Source organism: Natrialba magadii ATCC 43099 (genome assembly GCF_000025625.1).
GTDB classification, from domain to species: Archaea; Halobacteriota; Halobacteria; order Halobacteriales; family Natrialbaceae; genus Natrialba; species Natrialba magadii.
In genome coordinates, this window is the sequence record NC_013922.1 from 1,290,602 (window position 1) to 1,306,999 (window position 16,398).

17 protein-coding genes and 1 pseudogene are annotated in these 16,398 nt (G+C 63.9%); 11 read left to right on the forward strand and 7 right to left on the reverse strand.

Annotated features, from left to right (window positions below; genetic code table 11):
- Positions 1 to 6: 6 nt before the first annotated feature.
- Positions 7 to 870 (reverse strand): annotated as a pseudogene (locus tag NMAG_RS06045) (RNA-guided endonuclease InsQ/TnpB family protein); the annotation flags it as partial.
- Positions 871 to 1,010: 140 nt separating this feature from the next.
- Positions 1,011 to 1,607: a hypothetical protein gene (locus NMAG_RS06050; protein WP_004217177.1), complete on the reverse strand. Its 597-nt coding sequence runs from the start codon at positions 1,605 to 1,607 to the stop codon at positions 1,011 to 1,013.
- 187 nt (positions 1,608 to 1,794) lie between these two features.
- On the opposite strand from NMAG_RS06050, the gene uvrA reads away from it, so the two are divergent.
- On the forward strand, positions 1,795 to 4,758 hold the full coding sequence (gene uvrA, locus NMAG_RS06055) for an excinuclease ABC subunit UvrA (RefSeq protein ID WP_004217178.1): 2,964 nt from the start codon (positions 1,795 to 1,797) through the stop codon (positions 4,756 to 4,758).
- A 167-nt stretch (positions 4,759 to 4,925) separates the two neighbouring features.
- Positions 4,926 to 5,162: a hypothetical protein gene (locus NMAG_RS06060; protein ID WP_004217180.1), complete on the forward strand. Its 237-nt coding sequence runs from the start codon at positions 4,926 to 4,928 to the stop codon at positions 5,160 to 5,162.
- Between the two features lie 354 nt (positions 5,163 to 5,516).
- Here the strand turns inward: NMAG_RS06060 and NMAG_RS06065 are convergent, their stop codons facing one another.
- On the reverse strand, positions 5,517 to 6,527 hold the full coding sequence (locus tag NMAG_RS06065; protein WP_012996492.1) for a PLP-dependent cysteine synthase family protein: 1,011 nt from the start codon (positions 6,525 to 6,527) through the stop codon (positions 5,517 to 5,519).
- Between the two features lie 202 nt (positions 6,528 to 6,729).
- On the opposite strand from NMAG_RS06065, the gene NMAG_RS06070 reads away from it, so the two are divergent.
- Entirely contained in the window at positions 6,730 to 7,134 is a 405-nt protein-coding gene (locus NMAG_RS06070; RefSeq protein WP_004217182.1) for a hypothetical protein, read from the forward strand.
- 103 nt (positions 7,135 to 7,237) lie between these two features.
- On the forward strand, positions 7,238 to 8,251 hold the full coding sequence (locus NMAG_RS06075) for a WD40/YVTN/BNR-like repeat-containing protein (protein WP_004217183.1): 1,014 nt from the start codon (positions 7,238 to 7,240) through the stop codon (positions 8,249 to 8,251).
- 36 nt (positions 8,252 to 8,287) lie between these two features.
- Here NMAG_RS06075 and NMAG_RS06080 read toward each other — a convergent pair whose 3' ends face one another.
- Both NMAG_RS06080 and NMAG_RS06085 read right to left on the reverse strand, forming a co-directional pair.
- Positions 8,288 to 8,935, reverse strand: a complete 648-nt coding sequence (locus tag NMAG_RS06080) for a hypothetical protein (RefSeq protein WP_004217184.1) — start codon at positions 8,933 to 8,935, stop codon at positions 8,288 to 8,290.
- Between the two features lie 221 nt (positions 8,936 to 9,156).
- Positions 9,157 to 10,437: a PQQ-binding-like beta-propeller repeat protein gene (locus NMAG_RS06085; protein ID WP_004217185.1), complete on the reverse strand. Its 1,281-nt coding sequence runs from the start codon at positions 10,435 to 10,437 to the stop codon at positions 9,157 to 9,159.
- Positions 10,438 to 10,651: 214 nt separating this feature from the next.
- On the opposite strand from NMAG_RS06085, the gene NMAG_RS06090 reads away from it, so the two are divergent.
- From NMAG_RS06090 to rdgB, 7 genes are all read left to right on the forward strand, one after another.
- Positions 10,652 to 10,972 carry a 30S ribosomal protein S24e gene (locus NMAG_RS06090; protein ID WP_004217186.1) on the forward strand — a complete coding sequence of 107 codons (321 nt, stop codon included), beginning with the start codon at positions 10,652 to 10,654 and terminating at the stop codon, positions 10,970 to 10,972.
- Positions 10,973 to 11,107, forward strand: a complete 135-nt coding sequence (locus NMAG_RS06095) for a 30S ribosomal protein S27ae (RefSeq protein ID WP_004217187.1) — start codon at positions 10,973 to 10,975, stop codon at positions 11,105 to 11,107.
- A 19-nt stretch (positions 11,108 to 11,126) separates the two neighbouring features.
- The gene (locus NMAG_RS06100; RefSeq protein WP_004217188.1) at positions 11,127 to 12,800 is read left to right on the forward strand and encodes a bifunctional N(6)-L-threonylcarbamoyladenine synthase/serine/threonine protein kinase; all 1,674 of its coding nucleotides are present in this window, start codon (positions 11,127 to 11,129) and stop codon (positions 12,798 to 12,800) included.
- A 128-nt stretch (positions 12,801 to 12,928) separates the two neighbouring features.
- Positions 12,929 to 13,624 carry a pyroglutamyl-peptidase I gene (pcp, locus tag NMAG_RS06105; protein ID WP_004217189.1) on the forward strand — a complete coding sequence of 232 codons (696 nt, stop codon included), beginning with the start codon at positions 12,929 to 12,931 and terminating at the stop codon, positions 13,622 to 13,624.
- A 141-nt stretch (positions 13,625 to 13,765) separates the two neighbouring features.
- On the forward strand, positions 13,766 to 14,050 hold the full coding sequence (locus tag NMAG_RS06110) for a DUF5808 domain-containing protein (protein WP_004217190.1): 285 nt from the start codon (positions 13,766 to 13,768) through the stop codon (positions 14,048 to 14,050).
- A gap of 60 nt (positions 14,051 to 14,110) precedes the next feature.
- Positions 14,111 to 14,926 (forward strand): hypothetical protein, encoded by an 816-nt coding sequence (locus NMAG_RS06115; RefSeq protein ID WP_004217191.1) that lies wholly within the window; start codon positions 14,111 to 14,113, stop codon positions 14,924 to 14,926.
- Positions 14,927 to 15,128: 202 nt separating this feature from the next.
- Complete coding sequence (gene rdgB, locus NMAG_RS06120) at positions 15,129 to 15,674, forward strand: RdgB/HAM1 family non-canonical purine NTP pyrophosphatase (protein ID WP_049916416.1); 546 nt, start codon at positions 15,129 to 15,131, stop codon at positions 15,672 to 15,674.
- A gap of 32 nt (positions 15,675 to 15,706) precedes the next feature.
- On the opposite strand, the gene NMAG_RS06125 is transcribed toward rdgB, so the two are convergent.
- Both NMAG_RS06125 and NMAG_RS21530 read right to left on the reverse strand, forming a co-directional pair.
- On the reverse strand, positions 15,707 to 16,201 hold the full coding sequence (locus NMAG_RS06125) for a DUF7384 family protein (protein ID WP_004217193.1): 495 nt from the start codon (positions 16,199 to 16,201) through the stop codon (positions 15,707 to 15,709).
- Entirely contained in the window at positions 16,194 to 16,397 is a 204-nt protein-coding gene (locus NMAG_RS21530) for a hypothetical protein (protein ID WP_004217194.1), read from the reverse strand. The genes NMAG_RS06125 and NMAG_RS21530 overlap by 8 nt, the downstream gene beginning before the upstream one ends.
- Position 16,398 lies beyond the last annotated feature (1 nt).

Genomic DNA, 16,398 nt, shown 5'->3' on the forward strand with positions numbered 1-16,398 from the left:
CCTACCCTACTCGCTCACGGCTGAGGCCGTTCGCTCGTTGAGGGTAGGGCTTCCTGCTTCCACGACGCGCTTTGCAGACACGGAATCGGTGTCCGTAGGGAGCGCAGTCTCCACAGGCGTTCGAAAATCACTGCGCGATTTTCGCAGCCCATCAGAATCGCACGGCGATTCTGAGGACGTTGATTCGGAGTGTCCCACTCCTATATCTTCGAGGCCGCGAGAAAGGATGTTCCACGCTGCATTCGCGTCCCTGTCCGCCTCAAACCCACAGGCAGGACAAGAGTGTTCACGAACCCACAACGGCTTATCTGTCGAGACGCCGCACGCCGCGCACTCTTTCGTCGTTCCTCTCGGGTTGACCATCACGAAATGCGTCCCTTCACGCTTACACTTGTATTCGAGCAACGAGAGAAACGTTCGCCACGCCGCCGACGCCCTGTTGCGGCTGTTCGACGGCGAGTCCATCATCCCCTTCACGTTCAGATCTTCGACCGCCACGAAGTCGTACTCCCGAGCGTAGTAGTTCGAGAGTTTGTGCAAGAAGTCGCGGCGCTTACGTCGGAGGTCGGCGTGACACTCTGCGACACGACGCCGTTGCTTCTCGTAGTTGTTCGACCCGTGTTGCTTCCGCGAGAGCTTCCGTTGCTCACGTTCCAGCCGCTCCCGTTCGTCGGAGAGGTCCAACGACCCGATCGCTGCCCCATCGGTATCGTGGGCGTACTTGAGAATCCCCACGTCGATTCCGACGCACTGCTCGGGGTTCTCAGGCGGTTCGGGCAGTTCATGGTCCATTTCGACGCCGAACGTAGCGAACCACTCGCCCGTCGGCTCCTTCTTGAGCGTGACCTGTTTGAGTGCCGCATCGTCCTCAGAAACGCTCGCGTTTCTGATGGGCTGCACAAGAGCTTGCTCTTGTGAACGCTGTATCCCCTCCCTACTGCGCTACTCACTCACTCCGCTCGTTGCGTTGCTCCTTGAGGAAGGGGGCTTAGCGCCTCAATTCAGCTAAACTACCTGTTTGTCTTGGTGCCGTCTCCGCTCTGATCACCGTCGTTCGCATCGCTCTCGTCCGCCGACTCCGCCGGATCGTCGGCCGACCCAGCCGCCGCAGCCGCCTCGTACATCGTCTCACGCTCCTCGAAGTACACCGGCGCATCGGTCTCCGCTTCGAAGCGAATCACTCGCTCGAGTGCAGCCTGTCCGTCCGCGGCCTCGGATTGCAACTCCGCAGCCAGATCGGTGTAATCGGCCGCGAGCTGCTGAAACGCCTCCATTCGCGTCTGTTTCGCCTCGACCAGAAACTGCTTTTCCTCGACATCGTTCTCGAGTGCCTCGATTTCGTCGAGGTCCGTCTCGTCCGTCTCAGAGCCGACACCGGTTGCACCTGTGGTTCCCGCCGACGGGGTCGCCGTGCCGTTGACGCCAGAGGACTGGGACTCGAGTCGGGATCGGATTTCGGCCATGTCCTCATCGATGTCGTCGAGCAGGTCATCGGCCTCCTCGCGCATGGTTTCGACGTGGCCCGTGAGCAGTCCCGCCTGGGTTCGACAGTACTCGACGAAGTCGTCAACCGAGAGTGTGTTCCGACCGTCGCTGTCGTCGCTCATGAGTGGTCATTCGGGGTACCGACCGAAGATACTTTGGTCACCGCAGTTTCTCATGCCCAGTGCTAACAGCCACCACGACATTCAGGTTTCAGACTCGTTAAGTTGCTCCGGCCACTGACACAACTACAATGAATCGAGCACCGTTGCTGCGACCGCTATTCTCACGTCAGCCGACGAGGAGCGACCGATGAGTAAGGAGACGATCGAGGTACGCGGTGCGGAAGAACACAACCTGAAAGATATCGACGTGACGATTCCACGCGAGGAACTCACCGTGGTCACCGGTCTTTCGGGCTCTGGGAAGTCGTCGCTGGCGTTCGAGACGGTCTACGCCGAAGGCCAGCGCCGATACATCGAGAGCCTCTCGGCCTACGCACGGAACTTCCTGGGCCAGATGGACAAGCCCCAGGTCGAGACCGTCGAAGGCCTCTCGCCGGCGATTTCGATCGACCAGAAGAACGCGGCGAACAACCCGCGTTCGACGGTCGGGACGGTGACGGAGCTCCACGACTACCTCCGCTTGCTGTACGCCCGCGTTGGGACGCCTCATTGTCCCGAGTGTGGCCGTGAAGTCGGCGAGCAGTCGGCCCAGAACATGGTCGAGCGAATTCTCGAACTCCCCGAGGGCACGAAGGCCAAACTCGCCGCGCCCGTCGTCCGCGACCAGAAAGGTGCGTTCGAGGACCTCTTCGAAGAGTTAGTATCTGAAGGGTACGCTCGCGTCGAGGTCGACGGCGAGGAACACGACCTCACGCTCGACCGCCCCGAACTGGACGAGAACTTCGATCACACGATCGACGTGATCGTCGACCGCGTGAAGGTCTCGACCGAGGCCCGGCCTCGAATCGTCGACAGCGTCGAAACGGCGCTCGACGAGGCCGAGGGCGTCCTGAAGGTCATTCTCCCCGATGCACCCGAGGAGGTCGCAGCCGAACTCGGCGAGGAAGCCCGCCGAACCGGCGCACTGGGCGATGAATCCCAGAGCGACGACCGCTCCGTCGTCGAGTTCTCGAAGGACCTCGCCTGCACCCACTGTGGCATCGACGTTCCGGAGATTGAGACCCGCTCGTTCTCCTTCAACTCGCCACACGGTGCCTGTCCCGAGTGTGAGGGGCTCGGCGAGACGAAGGAAGTCGACGAGGACTTCGTCATTCAGGACCCCTCGAAACCCATCAAGCACGTCTTCGAGGCCTGGAGCTACAACCGCTCGTACTACCAGACGCGCCTCGACGCCGTCGCTGAGCACTTCGATGTCTCACTCTCAACGTCGTTCGAGGACCTGGATACGGATGTCCAACAGCAGTTCCTCTACGGCACCGACCGCGAGGTCGTCTTCAAGCGCAGCACGAAAAACGGCATCCGGCGCAAGCAAAAGCGCTTCGAGGGCGTCATCCCGAATCTGGAGCGGCGCTACCTCGAAACCGACTCCGACTCCACCCGCGAACACATCGAGGACTACATGTCCGTCACCGAGTGCCCGGCCTGTGACGGCACCCGTCTCAAGCCCGCCTCCCGCGCCGTGCTCGTCGACGACACCGCCATCACGGAGATCAACGCGCTGTCCATCGGCGACGCACTCGACCACTTCGAGTCGATGGAAGCCGACCTCACCGAGCGCGAGAAGGTTATCGCCGAGGAGATCCTGAAAGAGATTCGTGCCCGTCTCGGCTTCATGGTCGAGGTTGGACTCGAGTACCTCACGCTCGACCGTGAGGCCTCGACGCTCTCCGGTGGGGAGAGCCAGCGCATTCGCCTGGCGACCCAGATCGGGTCCGGACTCGTCGGCGTCCTGTACGTCCTCGACGAGCCCTCGATCGGGCTTCACCAGCGGGACAACGATCGACTGCTCGACACCTTAGAGGAACTTCGGGATCTGGGCAACACGCTGCTGATCGTCGAGCACGACGAGGAGACGATGCGCCGTGCGGACACTGTTGTCGACATGGGTCCCGGACCGGGTAAGCGCGGCGGCGAGGTCGTCGTCAACGGCCCCGTCGATGACGTCAAAGCCTGCGAGGACTCGGTGACGGGCGACTACCTCTCCGGACGCCGGCAGATTCCGGTGCCCGAAGAGCGACGCGACCCGGATGGCGCATTGACGATTCTTGGCGCGCGTCAGCACAACCTGAAGGACCTGGATGTGGATCTCCCACTTGGCTGCTTTACCGCGATCACGGGCGTCTCGGGATCCGGCAAGTCAACCCTGATGCACGACGTGCTGTACAAGGGAATCGCCCGCCAGATGAACGACAACACGAGCGTCATCCCGGGCGATCACGACAGCCTCGAGGGACTCGAGGACGTCGAGACGGTGCGCCTGATCGACCAGTCGCCGATCGGTCGCACGCCGCGGTCCAATCCCGCGACCTACACCGGCGTCTTCGACCACATCCGCGACCTGTTCGCCCAGACCAAGCTGTCGAAACAGCGCGGCTACGAGAAGGGCCGCTTCTCGTTCAACGTCAAGGAAGGACGCTGTGAGGAGTGTGGCGGCCAGGGTACAGTGAAGATCGAGATGAACTTCCTCTCGGACGTGTACGTCCCCTGTGAGGAGTGTGACGGCGCGCGGTACAACGACGCCACGCTTGACGTCACCTACAAGGGCAAGACGATTTCCGACGTGCTCGACATGGAGGTCGACGAGGCCTACGAGTTCTTCGAGTCGAACTCCCAGCTCCGCCGTCGCCTCAAACTGCTGAAGGACGTCGGCCTGGACTACATGACTCTCGGCCAGCCCTCGACGACCCTCTCGGGTGGGGAGGCCCAGCGGATCAAGCTCGCCGAGGAACTCGGCAAGAAAGACAGCGGGAACACCCTCTACCTGCTCGACGAGCCGACGACGGGGCTGCACAGCGAGGACGAGCGCAAGCTGATCAACGTCCTCCACCGGCTCACCGACAACGACAACACCGTCGTCGTCATCGAGCACGAACTCGACCTGGTGAAAAACGCCGACCACGTCATCGACCTCGGACCCGAAGGTGGCGAGAACGGCGGCGAAATCGTGGCGACGGGGACGCCAGAGGAAGTCGCCCGACTCGACGACTCCCACACCGGCCGCTACCTGCGTGATCTACTTCCGAAGGTCGACATCGACGGGCCACGCGGCGAGCGCGTCGAGCCGGTCTCGGCACCGATGGACGACGACTGAGGCAGAAACTCGCGTCCTGAGTAAGATTCCGGCCTTCTGTTCTTGATTGCGAGCTGATCCTTGCACCTGCGTCACGACGAGCGGGTGTGCCAGCGATCCGTTCGGAACGGTATCTTGTTGTTGGGTAACCATTATGTAGCTATCAGTAATAGCCAAAGGTGGTGTCAATGAACCGACGAACCATCCTCAAACGAGCCAGCGCAGCAGGACTGGGAGTCGCAACAATCGGTGCGGGAAGTGCCGCCGCACGAAACGACGAGCCGGAGGTCCGCCGGGTCGAAATCGACGGCGAAACGTACCTCGTGTTCGGCGACGCAACTGTTGACGACCTGAGCGAGGACGACCTCTGCACCTGCGACAACTGTGACCCCGTCCTCTGTGACTGGTGTGGCCCCTGCCGGTAACCACCACCCAAACACGGCTCATTTTTCGTGGCGACGATCCGGAAGCGGGAGTCCGTACTCGATGACGATCCGGAATCAGGAGTCCGTACTCGAGTACGCCGTGCGAACCGGTTCACCGACGCACTGTCACTGACACTGTTACTGCCACTGTTACTGCCACTGTCACTGTGCGTCGGCACTGCCAGACAGAACATAGCACGGTCTGTATCAGTGGTACTGCGACTATCACTGCACTGTCGGCGTGGAGGCACTGACGCTCAATCCAGCGTCACAGACCATACTGTGAACTAAATCCAGACCGTACTGCAGAGACCATACTGTGAACCGACCTCAGACCCAGTCGCCACGGAAACGCTAGCAGAGACAGAACGTCGACCCTTCGAGTCCCTCGTACAGTCCGTCGGAGAGATATTTGAGCCCGGTATCACAGGCGATGGTGACGATCACATCGTCCGGGTCACGCGCCTCGGCGGTGCGGCGAGCAGCAGCGACGTTCATTCCCGTACTGGTTCCGACGAGTAACCCCTCCTCGCTGGCAATCTGCTGTACTGTTTCGATACCGTCGTCGGTTGGAATCGTGTACACACGGTCGTAGAGTTCGTCATCGACCAGTGGAGGAGATGCGACGATTGCAGTCCCCTGCACGCTGTGCTCGCCCGTGGTTCCGTCGGTGAGGACGGGCGACTCGGCGGGCTCAACCACCCCAATATCGATATCGCGATTGCTCTCGCGCAACGCTTTTGCAGTGCCCATCGCACAGCCACCGGTCCCGACGATCATCACGAACTCGTCGATATCGGGCTGCTGGGTGAGAATCTCCGCACCGAGTGCGCGGTAGCCGTCGAGTTGGTCTGGATTTTCGAACTGATTGGTGAAGTATGCGCCCGTTTCGTCGGCAATGCGTTCGGTTTCGCGCCGAAGATCATCGAAGAGGCCGTCGTACGCGACACCGTCCGGTGTTTCGACGACCTCGACATCGGCACCGAGAGCCCGCATCGATGCAATCTTCTCGTCGGCGACGCAGTCGGCGGTGACGACCCGGAACGGGTGACCGAGTACCGAACAGACGAACGCGAGACTCGAACCCGTGCTGCCGCCCGTGAACTCGATCACTGGCTCACCAGGTTCGAGTTCACCACGCTCACGTGCCGCTCGAATCATAGCGAGTGCCATGCGGTCTTTGATGCTTCCGGTCGGGTTTCCACCCTCCCACTTGGCGTAAATCGTTGCCCCGTCGTCCGGCGAGATGGTGGGGAGTTCAACCAGCGGTGAATCGCCAATAGCGGCTATCGTCCCATCGTCAGCAGCAGACAGCTCGAGTGGTTCGTGATTCTCGTGATCGTCCATACCCGCTCGATCGTTCATGGAGTAGTGTTCGACGGTAGCGCGTATATAAGGGGTTCGACCCCCAGATAGATGACAGCACGGAGCAGACGTATGAGATGCTGCTCTTGTCCACCCAGTTGCCCAGCGGAGCGCCGCTTGCACCCATCGTCGCCGAGGAAAACCCGAACGGTTACCGGACCCGAAGCGAAACCCTCCCGTAGATACGTATGCGAGGGATTCGATGACGACGGAGACACTCCAGCGGCGACTGCTCGGCGGCGGCCTCGTGGCACTCCTCGTTGCGGCCAGTCTGCTCACTCTCGACGGCGCAGGCGCTACACTCAATCAATTCATCGTGGGCTGGCTCGCAGCAGGTGGCGCGCTGCTTGTCGTTGCCGGCCTCCAGAATCGGTTCCCACTCGGTGTTGCGACCCTCGGCTGGCCGAAACTCGCCGCCGCCGGCCTCGCAATTCTCTCGATCGGCTCGAGTACTGTCGGTTTCCTCCAGCTATTTGTCGCCCCCGCCGGCCTGGGACTTCTGAACGGCATCCTCGCCGTGCTCGCCGCACTGGTGCTCGCACTGGGTGCACTCGAGTGCTGGCTGGGTGGTGTGTTACTCGACGAGGAGTTGTTTGCGGTCGAGTGATCGCAACCGCGGCCGCAACTCGACCGCGGCGTGACCGCAGCCAACCGCGATGCGAACGGGCTAAACCACGACTCGTTTGTACAGTGACTGCATAGCACACCGCATGCGCGTCTACGTAGCGCTGCGAGACCGGCTGCTTCGCTGTTCGACCGACGGCACGTCGTGGGAGACTGCGACGCAACTCGAGGGACGGGCACTCGAGTGCGTCGCCACCACACCTGCTACACCCGACCGGGTGTTCGTCGGGGCCTTCGAGAGCGGGCTGTTCCGGAGCACCGACGGCGGGGAGACGTTCGAGCGACTCGAGACGGACGACGTGTTCGAGAGCGACGCCGTGATGTCGCTCACGATCAGTCCGCACGATCCGGACGTGATCTACGCGGGGACGGAGCCGAGTCGGGTCTACCGCAGCACGGACGGCGGCGATTCCTGGACGCGCCGCGACGGACTCACCGACCTTCCCTCGGCGTCGGAGTGGTACTTCCCGCCGCGTCCGGAGACCCATCACGTTCGCTGGCTCGAGGTGGATCCGTTCGATCCGGATCGGCTCTACGTGGGCATCGAGGCCGGCGCGTTCGTCCTGAGCGAGGACGGCGGGGAGACGTGGCGCGAGCGCCCCGAGGGGTCGCGAATCGACAACCACAGTCTGGCAACGCACCCGGATCGCGAGGGACGCGTCTACACTGCGGCCGGCGACGGCTACGCCGAGAGCGACGACGGCGGCGAACACTGGGACCAGCCACAGGACGGACTCGACCACCGCTACTGCTGGAGCGTCGTTCCCGACCCGGCGGATCCCGAGCGCGTACTCGTCTCGAGTGCGAGCGGTGCGTCGACGGCCCATACGGCGAGTCGGGCGGAGTCGTACGTGTATCGCAGGAGAAAAGACGAGGGCGACCCATGGGAGCGCCTCGACGGAACCGGATTGCCGATGGGTGACGGTGTCGTCCGTGCCATCTTCGCGGCTGCTGAGGAATCCGGCGAGATCTATGGGGTGAACAACCAGGGACTGTACGTTACGGAGAACTTCGGCGATTCCTGGGACCGGGTCGACATCGAGTGGCCCGAGGGGGCAGAGACGCAAACCCCGCGCGGGCTGGCTGTGGTCGAGCCGTAGTGTAGCCGGGGAGGAGTGGAAGGTCGGAAGGTCGGGCTACGGCTCCGAGGGAGCCAAAAACCGCTCACCCGCACGCCGATACTCGAACAGCGACACGATCAGCGCGGCGTGCAGTGGCGCGATGAGTGCGCCGGTCAGAAACGTTCCAACGACCGGAACGCTGGCGAGGAGCCACGTACCGATACCGAGGAGCAAAACCAGCCCGAGCACCGTCCAGCGCTCACCGCGGACCACAGCCCCGCTCCAGCGGAGGGCATTCCAGGGCGACACACCAGCGGCGACGAGTCCGGGTGCTGGAAAAAGCCACACCAGCGCGAACAGAGCGAGCGCCAGCGGAACGATCCCCAGCAACCCCATGTTCTGGAGAAATTCGGCCGAACTGAGCAGCCGATACCCCAGATCGAGTCCAACGACGAGACCGACGTACGACGGAAGCGGCCCGAAGTGTGCCTCGCCGTCCAGAAGCGCAGTGAACGTGAGCACGCCCGCAGCGCTCACTGCGAGCAGCGAGAGAACGTAGAGGCCGCCTCCCCAGACGAGATACGGGAGTTCGAGCCCGACGAGCGCCTCGAGCGGGAGCGTCGTCTGGCCGGTCGCGGTTGGGTAGCCGACGAACTCGAGATGGATCGTCGCCTGCTCGAGGCCGCCGTACTCGAGTACCGGGATCGGATCGTGGCGTCGCATCGTGTCGATGATTGCGAGGACGAAGCCGGCGAGTGCGAAGGGTGCGAGGAGGAGAGGGTTCCTGCCGATACGAGCGATAGCCGTCGAGAGGGCGCGCGTGACGTACCACGCTGGGTGATCGTCTCGATTGGAGTGAGGGCCAGAGTTTGAACCTGAGCCTGAACCTGAGCCTGGGCCCGAACCAGAGCCTGAGTCGCGACCAGCAGCACCGTCCGACACGATTAGCTCCCCTCCTCGAGCGCCATCAGGCCCTCGTCGCCGAAGACGTACAGTACGCCGTCGGCGGCGATCGGCTGTGAGAAGTAGATTGCGTCCTCGTACGTCCAGCGCCGGTCGCCGGTATCGGCGTCGATCGCGACCAGTTCGGACATCTGATAGCCGAGGTAGACGACACCGTCGGCGACGATGGGATGTGTATCGGGGCTGTACTCAGCCGTCCACTCGCGCTCGCCGGTTTCGAGGCCGATCGCGTGCAGTGACTCCGTGCCGTCCGTGACGAACACCGTCCCGTCGGCGACTGCAGCGCTCCCGTCGGTGCCGTTCCCGTCGTGGAAGTAGTCCCACACTAGACTGCCGTCGGCGCGGTCGAACAGCGCGACGCCCTTCCGGTCGGGGACGACAATTCCCGCATCAGTCACCGTTGGTGCCTGAAACTCGCGGTACTGGAGGTTGCTTTCCTCGCGGGGGGCTGGGTGGGCCTGCCAGCGAGTCGTTCCCGTCTCCGCGTCGAAGGCGACGAGATCACCGGGGGTACTCGAGACGTAGACGGTGCCGTCGGAGACGACTGGTTGATTCGTACCGATCGATCGTTCCTTGCCGATAACGTGCTCCCATTGCTGCTGGCCGCTGCTCGCGTCCAGTGCGGCGACCCGGTCGGTTTCGGGGATAACTGCGTACACGGTTCCGTCCGCGGCGACGGGGGAGGGCTCGCGTGCTGACGAACTGGACCAGTTGCTGGTGTCCTGGCCGGGTGCGTGCCAGCGCTCGGTGCCGATGGGGCGTCCGAGCAGTTCGTAGCCGCCGTCGGCGCTCAGGCCGTAGACACCCGTTCGGCTGTAGACTGCGAGCGTGTCGCTCCGGTAGGCCGTCGCCTCGGCACGGGCTGGCGTCGACCAGTACGACCCCGATCGTTCGAATTGGATCTCGCCAGTATCGCGGTCGAAGGCGACCAGGGAGTCACGGCCAACGCCGTACAGGGTGTCACCGACGAGTATCGGTGCCGTCAACCCATGCATCGTCGACGCTGTATCCTGTCGCCATGCGAGTTCGGGGGTCGATTTCGGCCCTGATGCATCGGGGTTGTGAGCCGTTCCGGCGGGGTCGTATCGCGCCAGGGGCCACTCGATTCGGTCGGTGTGGTCGGCGCGGTCAGCGCGGTCGGCATCCTCCCCATTGTCGGCGAGTATCGGCTCCGTTCCGGCCAGCGCTGCGGCCGTCACAGTAGTGCCGACGGCACCGGCAATTCCGGCAGCGCCGACGAGGAGGCGTCGTCTGGAGGGCATCTATCCGGCGGTTTAGTCAGGCAAGTAATATGTCTTTTCGTTAGTCGGGAGCGGCGGCTGAACCCGTGTTGAGTCAGTGCACGACGCACAACGCTCGACGGACCACTGAAGTGGCGACGTGCTGTTCGGCTCGTGGCGACTCCCCGGCAGCCACTGAGCGCTTCGAAATCCTTTTAGGCGCTACACGGGGATAGTAGGGTAACTGAGTGATATCATGGACGTCGACATCATCTCCGAATCGGAGAACCCCATGTTGCACCGGACGGACGTCACGTTCGAACTGACCCACGAGGACGCCACGCCAGAGCGTCTCCAGGTCCGTGACAGTCTCGCAGCCAAACTGAACAAGGACGCCGACGAGGTCGTCATCCGCAAACTCGAGACGAAGTTCGGGATGCGAAAGACCGTTGGCGAGGCCAAGGTCTACGACAGCGCAGACCACGCCCGCGACGTCGAGCAGGACCACATGCTCGAGCGAAACAAGATCGGCGTCGAGGACGAGGCCGAGGCAGAAGCCGACGCGGAGGAAGCATAAATGGCGCGCTACGAACTCTACGGCGACGACGGCACCACCGAAGGCGACCAGTGCCCCCGCTGTGGCGACGTCTTCCTCGCCGACCACGGCGACCGCAAGCACTGTGGCAAGTGCGGCTACACCGAGTGGGAGTAACGACGCCCACCGCTGAGTCGTGACCACAAGTTCAGCCACACGAACACGCGTTCTCGGCATCGAAGGCACCGCCTGGGCCGCCAGCGCGGCCGTCTTCGACACCGAGTCCGACGACGTTTTTATCGAAACCGACGCCTACGAGCCAGACAGCGGCGGCATTCACCCCCGCGAGGCCGCAGAACACATGCACGACGCCATCCCGCGCGTCGTCGAGACGGCACTCGCACACGCCCGGGAGACGTTCGACGGGCCCGACACAGAGCCGCCCGTAGACGCCGTCGCCTTCTCGCGTGGCCCCGGCCTCGGACCGTGTCTTCGGACGGTCGGCACGGCAGCGCGGGCGCTCGCCCAGTCGCTCGACGTGCCGCTTATCGGCGTGAATCACATGGTGGCCCACCTCGAGATCGGTCGCCACACAGCCGACTTCGACTCGCCGGTCTGTCTGAACGCGAGCGGCGCGAACGCGCACCTGCTCGCGTACCGCAACGGCCGCTATCGCGTGCTCGGGGAGACGATGGACACCGGCGTCGGCAACGCCATCGACAAGTTCACCCGCCACGTCGGCTGGTCCCATCCCGGCGGACCGAAGGTCGAGGCGGCCGCGAAAGACGGCGAACTCATCGACTTGCCCTACGTCGTGAAGGGAATGGATTTCTCCTTCTCGGGTATTATGAGTGCCGCGAAGCAGCGCTACGATAATGGGATTCCTGTCGAGGACATCTGTTACTCGCTGCAGGAGACCATCTTCGCCATGCTGACGGAAGTCGCCGAACGCGCGCTCTCGCTGACCGGCAGCGACGAACTCGTCCTCGGCGGCGGTGTCGGACAGAACGCCCGCCTCCGTGAGATGCTCGCAGACATGTGCGACCAGCGCGGGGCGGACTTTCACGCACCCGAGCCGCGATTCCTGCGCGACAACGCGGGGATGATCGCCGTCCTCGGCGCGAAGATGTACGAGGCCGGCGAGACGCTTGCGATCGAAGACTCGCGCGTCGACCCGAACTTCCGGCCGGATCAGGTACCCGTCACCTGGCGTACGGACGAGCCAGAGCTCGCGGTCGGCCGTGGAGGAGACAGCGCAGGCGAGGAAACAGAACAGGTCCAGGGCGCTGAGGCCGTCGTCAACCTCGACTCCACCACCGGCCGCGTCACCAAACGCCGACGGCCCAAAGCCTACCGCCACCCCGACCTCGACGAACGCCTCCGCACGGAGCGGACTCGTCTCGAAGCCCGCCTGACGAACCTCGCCCGCCGCGAGGGCGTCCCTACACCCGTGCTCTCGGACATCGATCCGAAGGAGTCGGTACTCGAGTTCGCCTTCGTCGGCGACTGCGATCTGCGCGCGGTTCTCGACGACGAGTCGGGGGAGACGCACGTCCGGAACGTGGGTCGCCATCTCGCGCGACTCCACCGGGCTGGCATCGTTCACGGAGATCCGACGACACGAAACGTACGGATCGCTGCAGACCGCACCTATCTCATCGACTTCGGACTGGGCTACCACACCGACCACGTCGAGGACTACGCGATGGACCTACACGTCTTCGACCAGAGTCTCGTCGGGACCGCGAACGACCCCGAGCCGCTCCGCGAAGCGGTCCGTGAGGGGTATCGCGAGGTCGGCGAGGAGCGGGTACTCGAGCGGCTGCTCGACGTCGAGGGACGCGGCCGGTACGTGGGCGGAGAGAGCTGACGGCCGTTCACGACCTTCCCGAGAGCTGAGAACCGAGGACCAGTTCGCGGCTTCGTTCGGTACCCACAGTCAGCTCATCGAGTGCCGAGACCCAGACACTCTTGTCCCGACGCGAGTAGTCACGACCGATGGAGACGAGTACGAATACGAGTACCGAGACACGCAGCGACACCGACGCCACTGACGCCACAGCGCCCACCGTTCTCCTCACCGGCTACGAACCCTTCGGCGACTTCGAAACCAACCCCGCTCGCCAACTCGCCGCGCGCCTCGACGGCACCGACCTCGGCACCCACACTGTCGTCGGCCGCGAACTGCCCGTCGTGTTCGATCAGGCCGCGGACGTACTCGAGTCCGCCATCGACGAGCACGATCCTGACATCGTCTGCGCGCTGGGGCTGGCCGGCGGCCGGAACACGCTCTCGCTCGAGCGTGTGGGGATCAACCTCCGGGATACGAGCGCCTCCGGCATTCCGGACAACGACGACCGTGAGCCTGTCGACGAGTGCGTCGTCGCGGATGGGCCGGACGCCTACTTCACGACGCTGCCGGTGCGAGCGATGAAAGCGGCAATGCAGGACGCCGGCGTACCGACGACGCTTTCGACGGACGCCGGAACGCACTGCTGTAACAACCTGCTGTACGCCGCGCGCCACCTCGTGGAGACAGAGGCGAGTACAGTCGACGACTGCGACGTAGGGTTCGTTCACGTTCCGTTCTCGCACGTACAGGCAGCGGCACGCGACGAGGGTGAGCCGAGTATGGCACTCGAGACGATGCAGGAGGGGCTGCTGGTGGGACTCGAAGCGGCGTGTTCTCGGTGACGGACTGTGCGTGCTCTCGGTGACAGCCTGTGGGGGAGGACGTGGCGAATTCGGCGAACGAGTCGAAAACCGAGAGTGACCAATTTCCACAGACGAGACGGGCACACAATACTCTTAATGGGGAAGACCGTACTGTGCCGTATGGCAGATAAACCGACCTCCGGTGAGATTCTTGGCGTCCCGTACAACTTCGAACGACCGAGCTTTGGCCGCATGCTCTCGTCGTACTGGCAGCCCGGCGAGGGGATGCTCGTCGAGAAGCCCTTTGGCGTCGGGTACACGCTGAACCTCGCCAACTGGCGCTCGTGGGTCGTCGTCGCGGTCGCTGGCGCACTCCTCTGGCAACAAGAACAGGGCTCCTCGGCGGACACCGAGGAGGCGCAGGACGAACCCGTCGAAGTGATCGTCGACGACGACGAGAACTGACGCGCGAGGCAACTGTTTTTCTGACAAACAGTTATAGTGAGTGCGGCTGTCTGTTCCGCCATGCCCGTTCCACGTCGCGCTGCAGTGATCGGTGCCGTCGCCTGCTGGGCAGTCGCGACAGGCTACTTCGCTGCGACCGGGTACAGACTCGACGGACTCGTCCCGCCGAGGCTCCCCGCCGCCGCATTGCTCGCACTCGGCGCACTCGCTGGCGGTTCGTACGCCGCGGGGTACCGCGTCTCCCCAGTCGCGATCATCGGTGGACTCGTCCTGAGCGCCCCAGTGCTGTTCGAACCCGCCGGCGCGCCAGATCCGTCGCTCGGACGCGGGATCGACAGTCTGTCACTGGTCATCGGGGCATACCTCGCTGGTATTCTCGTGGCAATCGAGTACGCGGCTCGGAATCCTGGCCGAATTCGAGCGTGGTTCACGCCTCGAACGATTGCGATCGGTGTCGCTGGCGGCGTTCTCCACGCGGTCGTCGTTCGGGCGATCTATGCGTCCGTTCGCCACGCACCCATCTGGGACGGCTCCGTCATCCTCGAACCGATCGTGTTGCTCGCTGTTTCGTACATCCTCGTCGGCCAGTTACTCGTTGGTGCCGTCACCGCAGTCATGCTCGTTCGCCACCGGCTCGTCACGCCGTTGGTTGCTCTTACGGCACTCTTCTCCTGGCTCTCCTACCGAACCTGGCTCTCGCTCGAGGCCACTCGCGAACTCGGCGCAACGCCTGGCATCTCGCCGCAACCAGACGCGCTCTACGTCGCCCTCTGGTTCGTCCCGCTGACGATCGCGCTGGTGCTGGGGGGACTCGAGTACCTGCTTCGCGCCAGAGTGAGTGCTGGGCTTCCAGGGAGTGGGTCGGTAGCGGAGTGAGCGAGTGAGCGAGTGTGGGTGTGGGTGTGAGTGTGAGTGTGAGTGTGTGTGAGCGCGTGTGAGTGTGTGTGATCGAATGAGCGGGACAGTGCGTGCGATCTGGGCCGCAAGCCCCGACTCGTGGAGCAGGACCCGAAACTCATCACCACTGCCACGGACGGCAACCGACGGCTATATTCCCGCGGCGGCCGCCGCCTCGAACATGGCTATCCGCTTCGTCACCGGAAACGACGGCAAGGCGCGCGAGGCGCGGGCCTACCTCGACGGCATCGAAGCCGTCGAGCAGGTCCCCTACGACTACACCGAAATTCAGAGCGACTCGCTCGAAGAAATCGCGATTCAGGGAGCCGAAGAAGCACACGCGGAACTCGAGGGCGAGGACCCGATCCTGGTCGGCGACACCGGCCTGTTCGTCGATGCGCTCGGCGGCTTCCCGGGGCCGTACTCGGCGTACGTCGAGGACACTGTCGGCGTTGAACGCCTCTGGCGACTCGTCGAACCAGAGGACAACCACAGAGCACGATTCAAGACGGTACTCGGCTTCACGGACGGCGAGCGGACGGAGACCTTCGAGGGGACGCTCGCGGGGACCATCGTCTCCCCGCGGGGTGACGACGGCTTCGGCTACGATCCGATCTTCGAGTTCAACGGGCAGACCCTGGCCGAAATGGACATCGAGGAGAAGAACGCGATTTCCCACCGCGGGCGGGCGCTGGCGACGTTCTCAGACTGGTACGCAGACCAGTAACACACTCGGAGACAGGCAGCCGACTTCTTCGACTACTCGCGAGGGTTACAGTCCGGTCCCGGATACGGCCCCTCCTCAACTGCGGGATACAGCTTTTCAGGGTCGAACACCGCCGCGAACGCGTCCGGCGTGCGTACGCTGATCGAGAGCCGCGGCTGCATCGACAGCCCCGCCTTCGCGGAGTTCAACCGTTCGTCGTAGGAGAGCAGGTGCGCCGCCTCGCCACGGTAGGCCGAGGCCAGCGCCGGATGGTCGTCGTCGGGGTGGTCCACCGCGACGCGGTCGGACTCGAGTCGGTCCCGATGTGCGGCCGCCAGGTCGGGGTCCGCGAGGGCGGCGACGAGTTCTTCGGTCGCCGCGAGGAGGTGGTCGCTGGCGACGAGGGCGATCCAGGAGTGACTGCGGACCAGGTCCAGCGCTCGGCGAGCGTCGCCATCGACGAACAGGTCGGCGGCGAGGACGGACGAATCCGCGACGACGCGGGCCGGATCGGGGTGGTCCGCGTCCCCTCGGGAGTGGTTAGCCATCGGTCTCACCCGACGCTGTCTCGTCGTCGGTCAGTTCCGCAGCAGTCGAACGGACTTGCTCGAGCGTGATCTCGGCGGACTCCGCGCGGTCGAAGAGGTCGCCCCAGGTAGCAGGCATTGGTGGCCGTTCGGTGTACGGGAAGAAAAGCCGCCCGGAGACTGGAGCCAGCTGCCAGCGCTCGAAGGGATCGGCCACC

Excerpts from the sequence above, each read along its gene's own strand:
- NMAG_RS06050 (WP_004217177.1), bottom strand. The coding sequence starts at position 1,607 with ATGAGCGACGACAGCGACGGTCGGAACACACTCTCGGTTGACGACTTC.
- uvrA (WP_004217178.1), top strand. The coding sequence starts at position 1,795 with ATGAGTAAGGAGACGATCGAGGTACGCGGTGCGGAAGAACACAACCTG.
- NMAG_RS06060 (WP_004217180.1), top strand. The coding sequence starts at position 4,926 with ATGAACCGACGAACCATCCTCAAACGAGCCAGCGCAGCAGGACTGGGA.
- NMAG_RS06065 (WP_012996492.1), bottom strand. The coding sequence starts at position 6,527 with ATGAACGATCGAGCGGGTATGGACGATCACGAGAATCACGAACCACTC.
- NMAG_RS06070 (WP_004217182.1), top strand. The coding sequence starts at position 6,730 with ATGACGACGGAGACACTCCAGCGGCGACTGCTCGGCGGCGGCCTCGTG.
- NMAG_RS06075 (WP_004217183.1), top strand. The coding sequence starts at position 7,238 with ATGCGCGTCTACGTAGCGCTGCGAGACCGGCTGCTTCGCTGTTCGACC.
- NMAG_RS06080 (WP_004217184.1), bottom strand. The coding sequence starts at position 8,935 with ATGCGACGCCACGATCCGATCCCGGTACTCGAGTACGGCGGCCTCGAG.
- NMAG_RS06085 (WP_004217185.1), bottom strand. The coding sequence starts at position 10,437 with ATGCCCTCCAGACGACGCCTCCTCGTCGGCGCTGCCGGAATTGCCGGT.
- NMAG_RS06090 (WP_004217186.1), top strand. The coding sequence starts at position 10,652 with ATGGACGTCGACATCATCTCCGAATCGGAGAACCCCATGTTGCACCGG.
- NMAG_RS06095 (WP_004217187.1), top strand. The coding sequence starts at position 10,973 with ATGGCGCGCTACGAACTCTACGGCGACGACGGCACCACCGAAGGCGAC.
- pcp (WP_004217189.1), top strand. The coding sequence starts at position 12,929 with ATGGAGACGAGTACGAATACGAGTACCGAGACACGCAGCGACACCGAC.
- NMAG_RS06110 (WP_004217190.1), top strand. The coding sequence starts at position 13,766 with ATGGCAGATAAACCGACCTCCGGTGAGATTCTTGGCGTCCCGTACAAC.
- NMAG_RS06115 (WP_004217191.1), top strand. The coding sequence starts at position 14,111 with ATGCCCGTTCCACGTCGCGCTGCAGTGATCGGTGCCGTCGCCTGCTGG.
- rdgB (WP_049916416.1), top strand. The coding sequence starts at position 15,129 with ATGGCTATCCGCTTCGTCACCGGAAACGACGGCAAGGCGCGCGAGGCG.
- NMAG_RS06125 (WP_004217193.1), bottom strand. The coding sequence starts at position 16,201 with ATGGCTAACCACTCCCGAGGGGACGCGGACCACCCCGATCCGGCCCGC.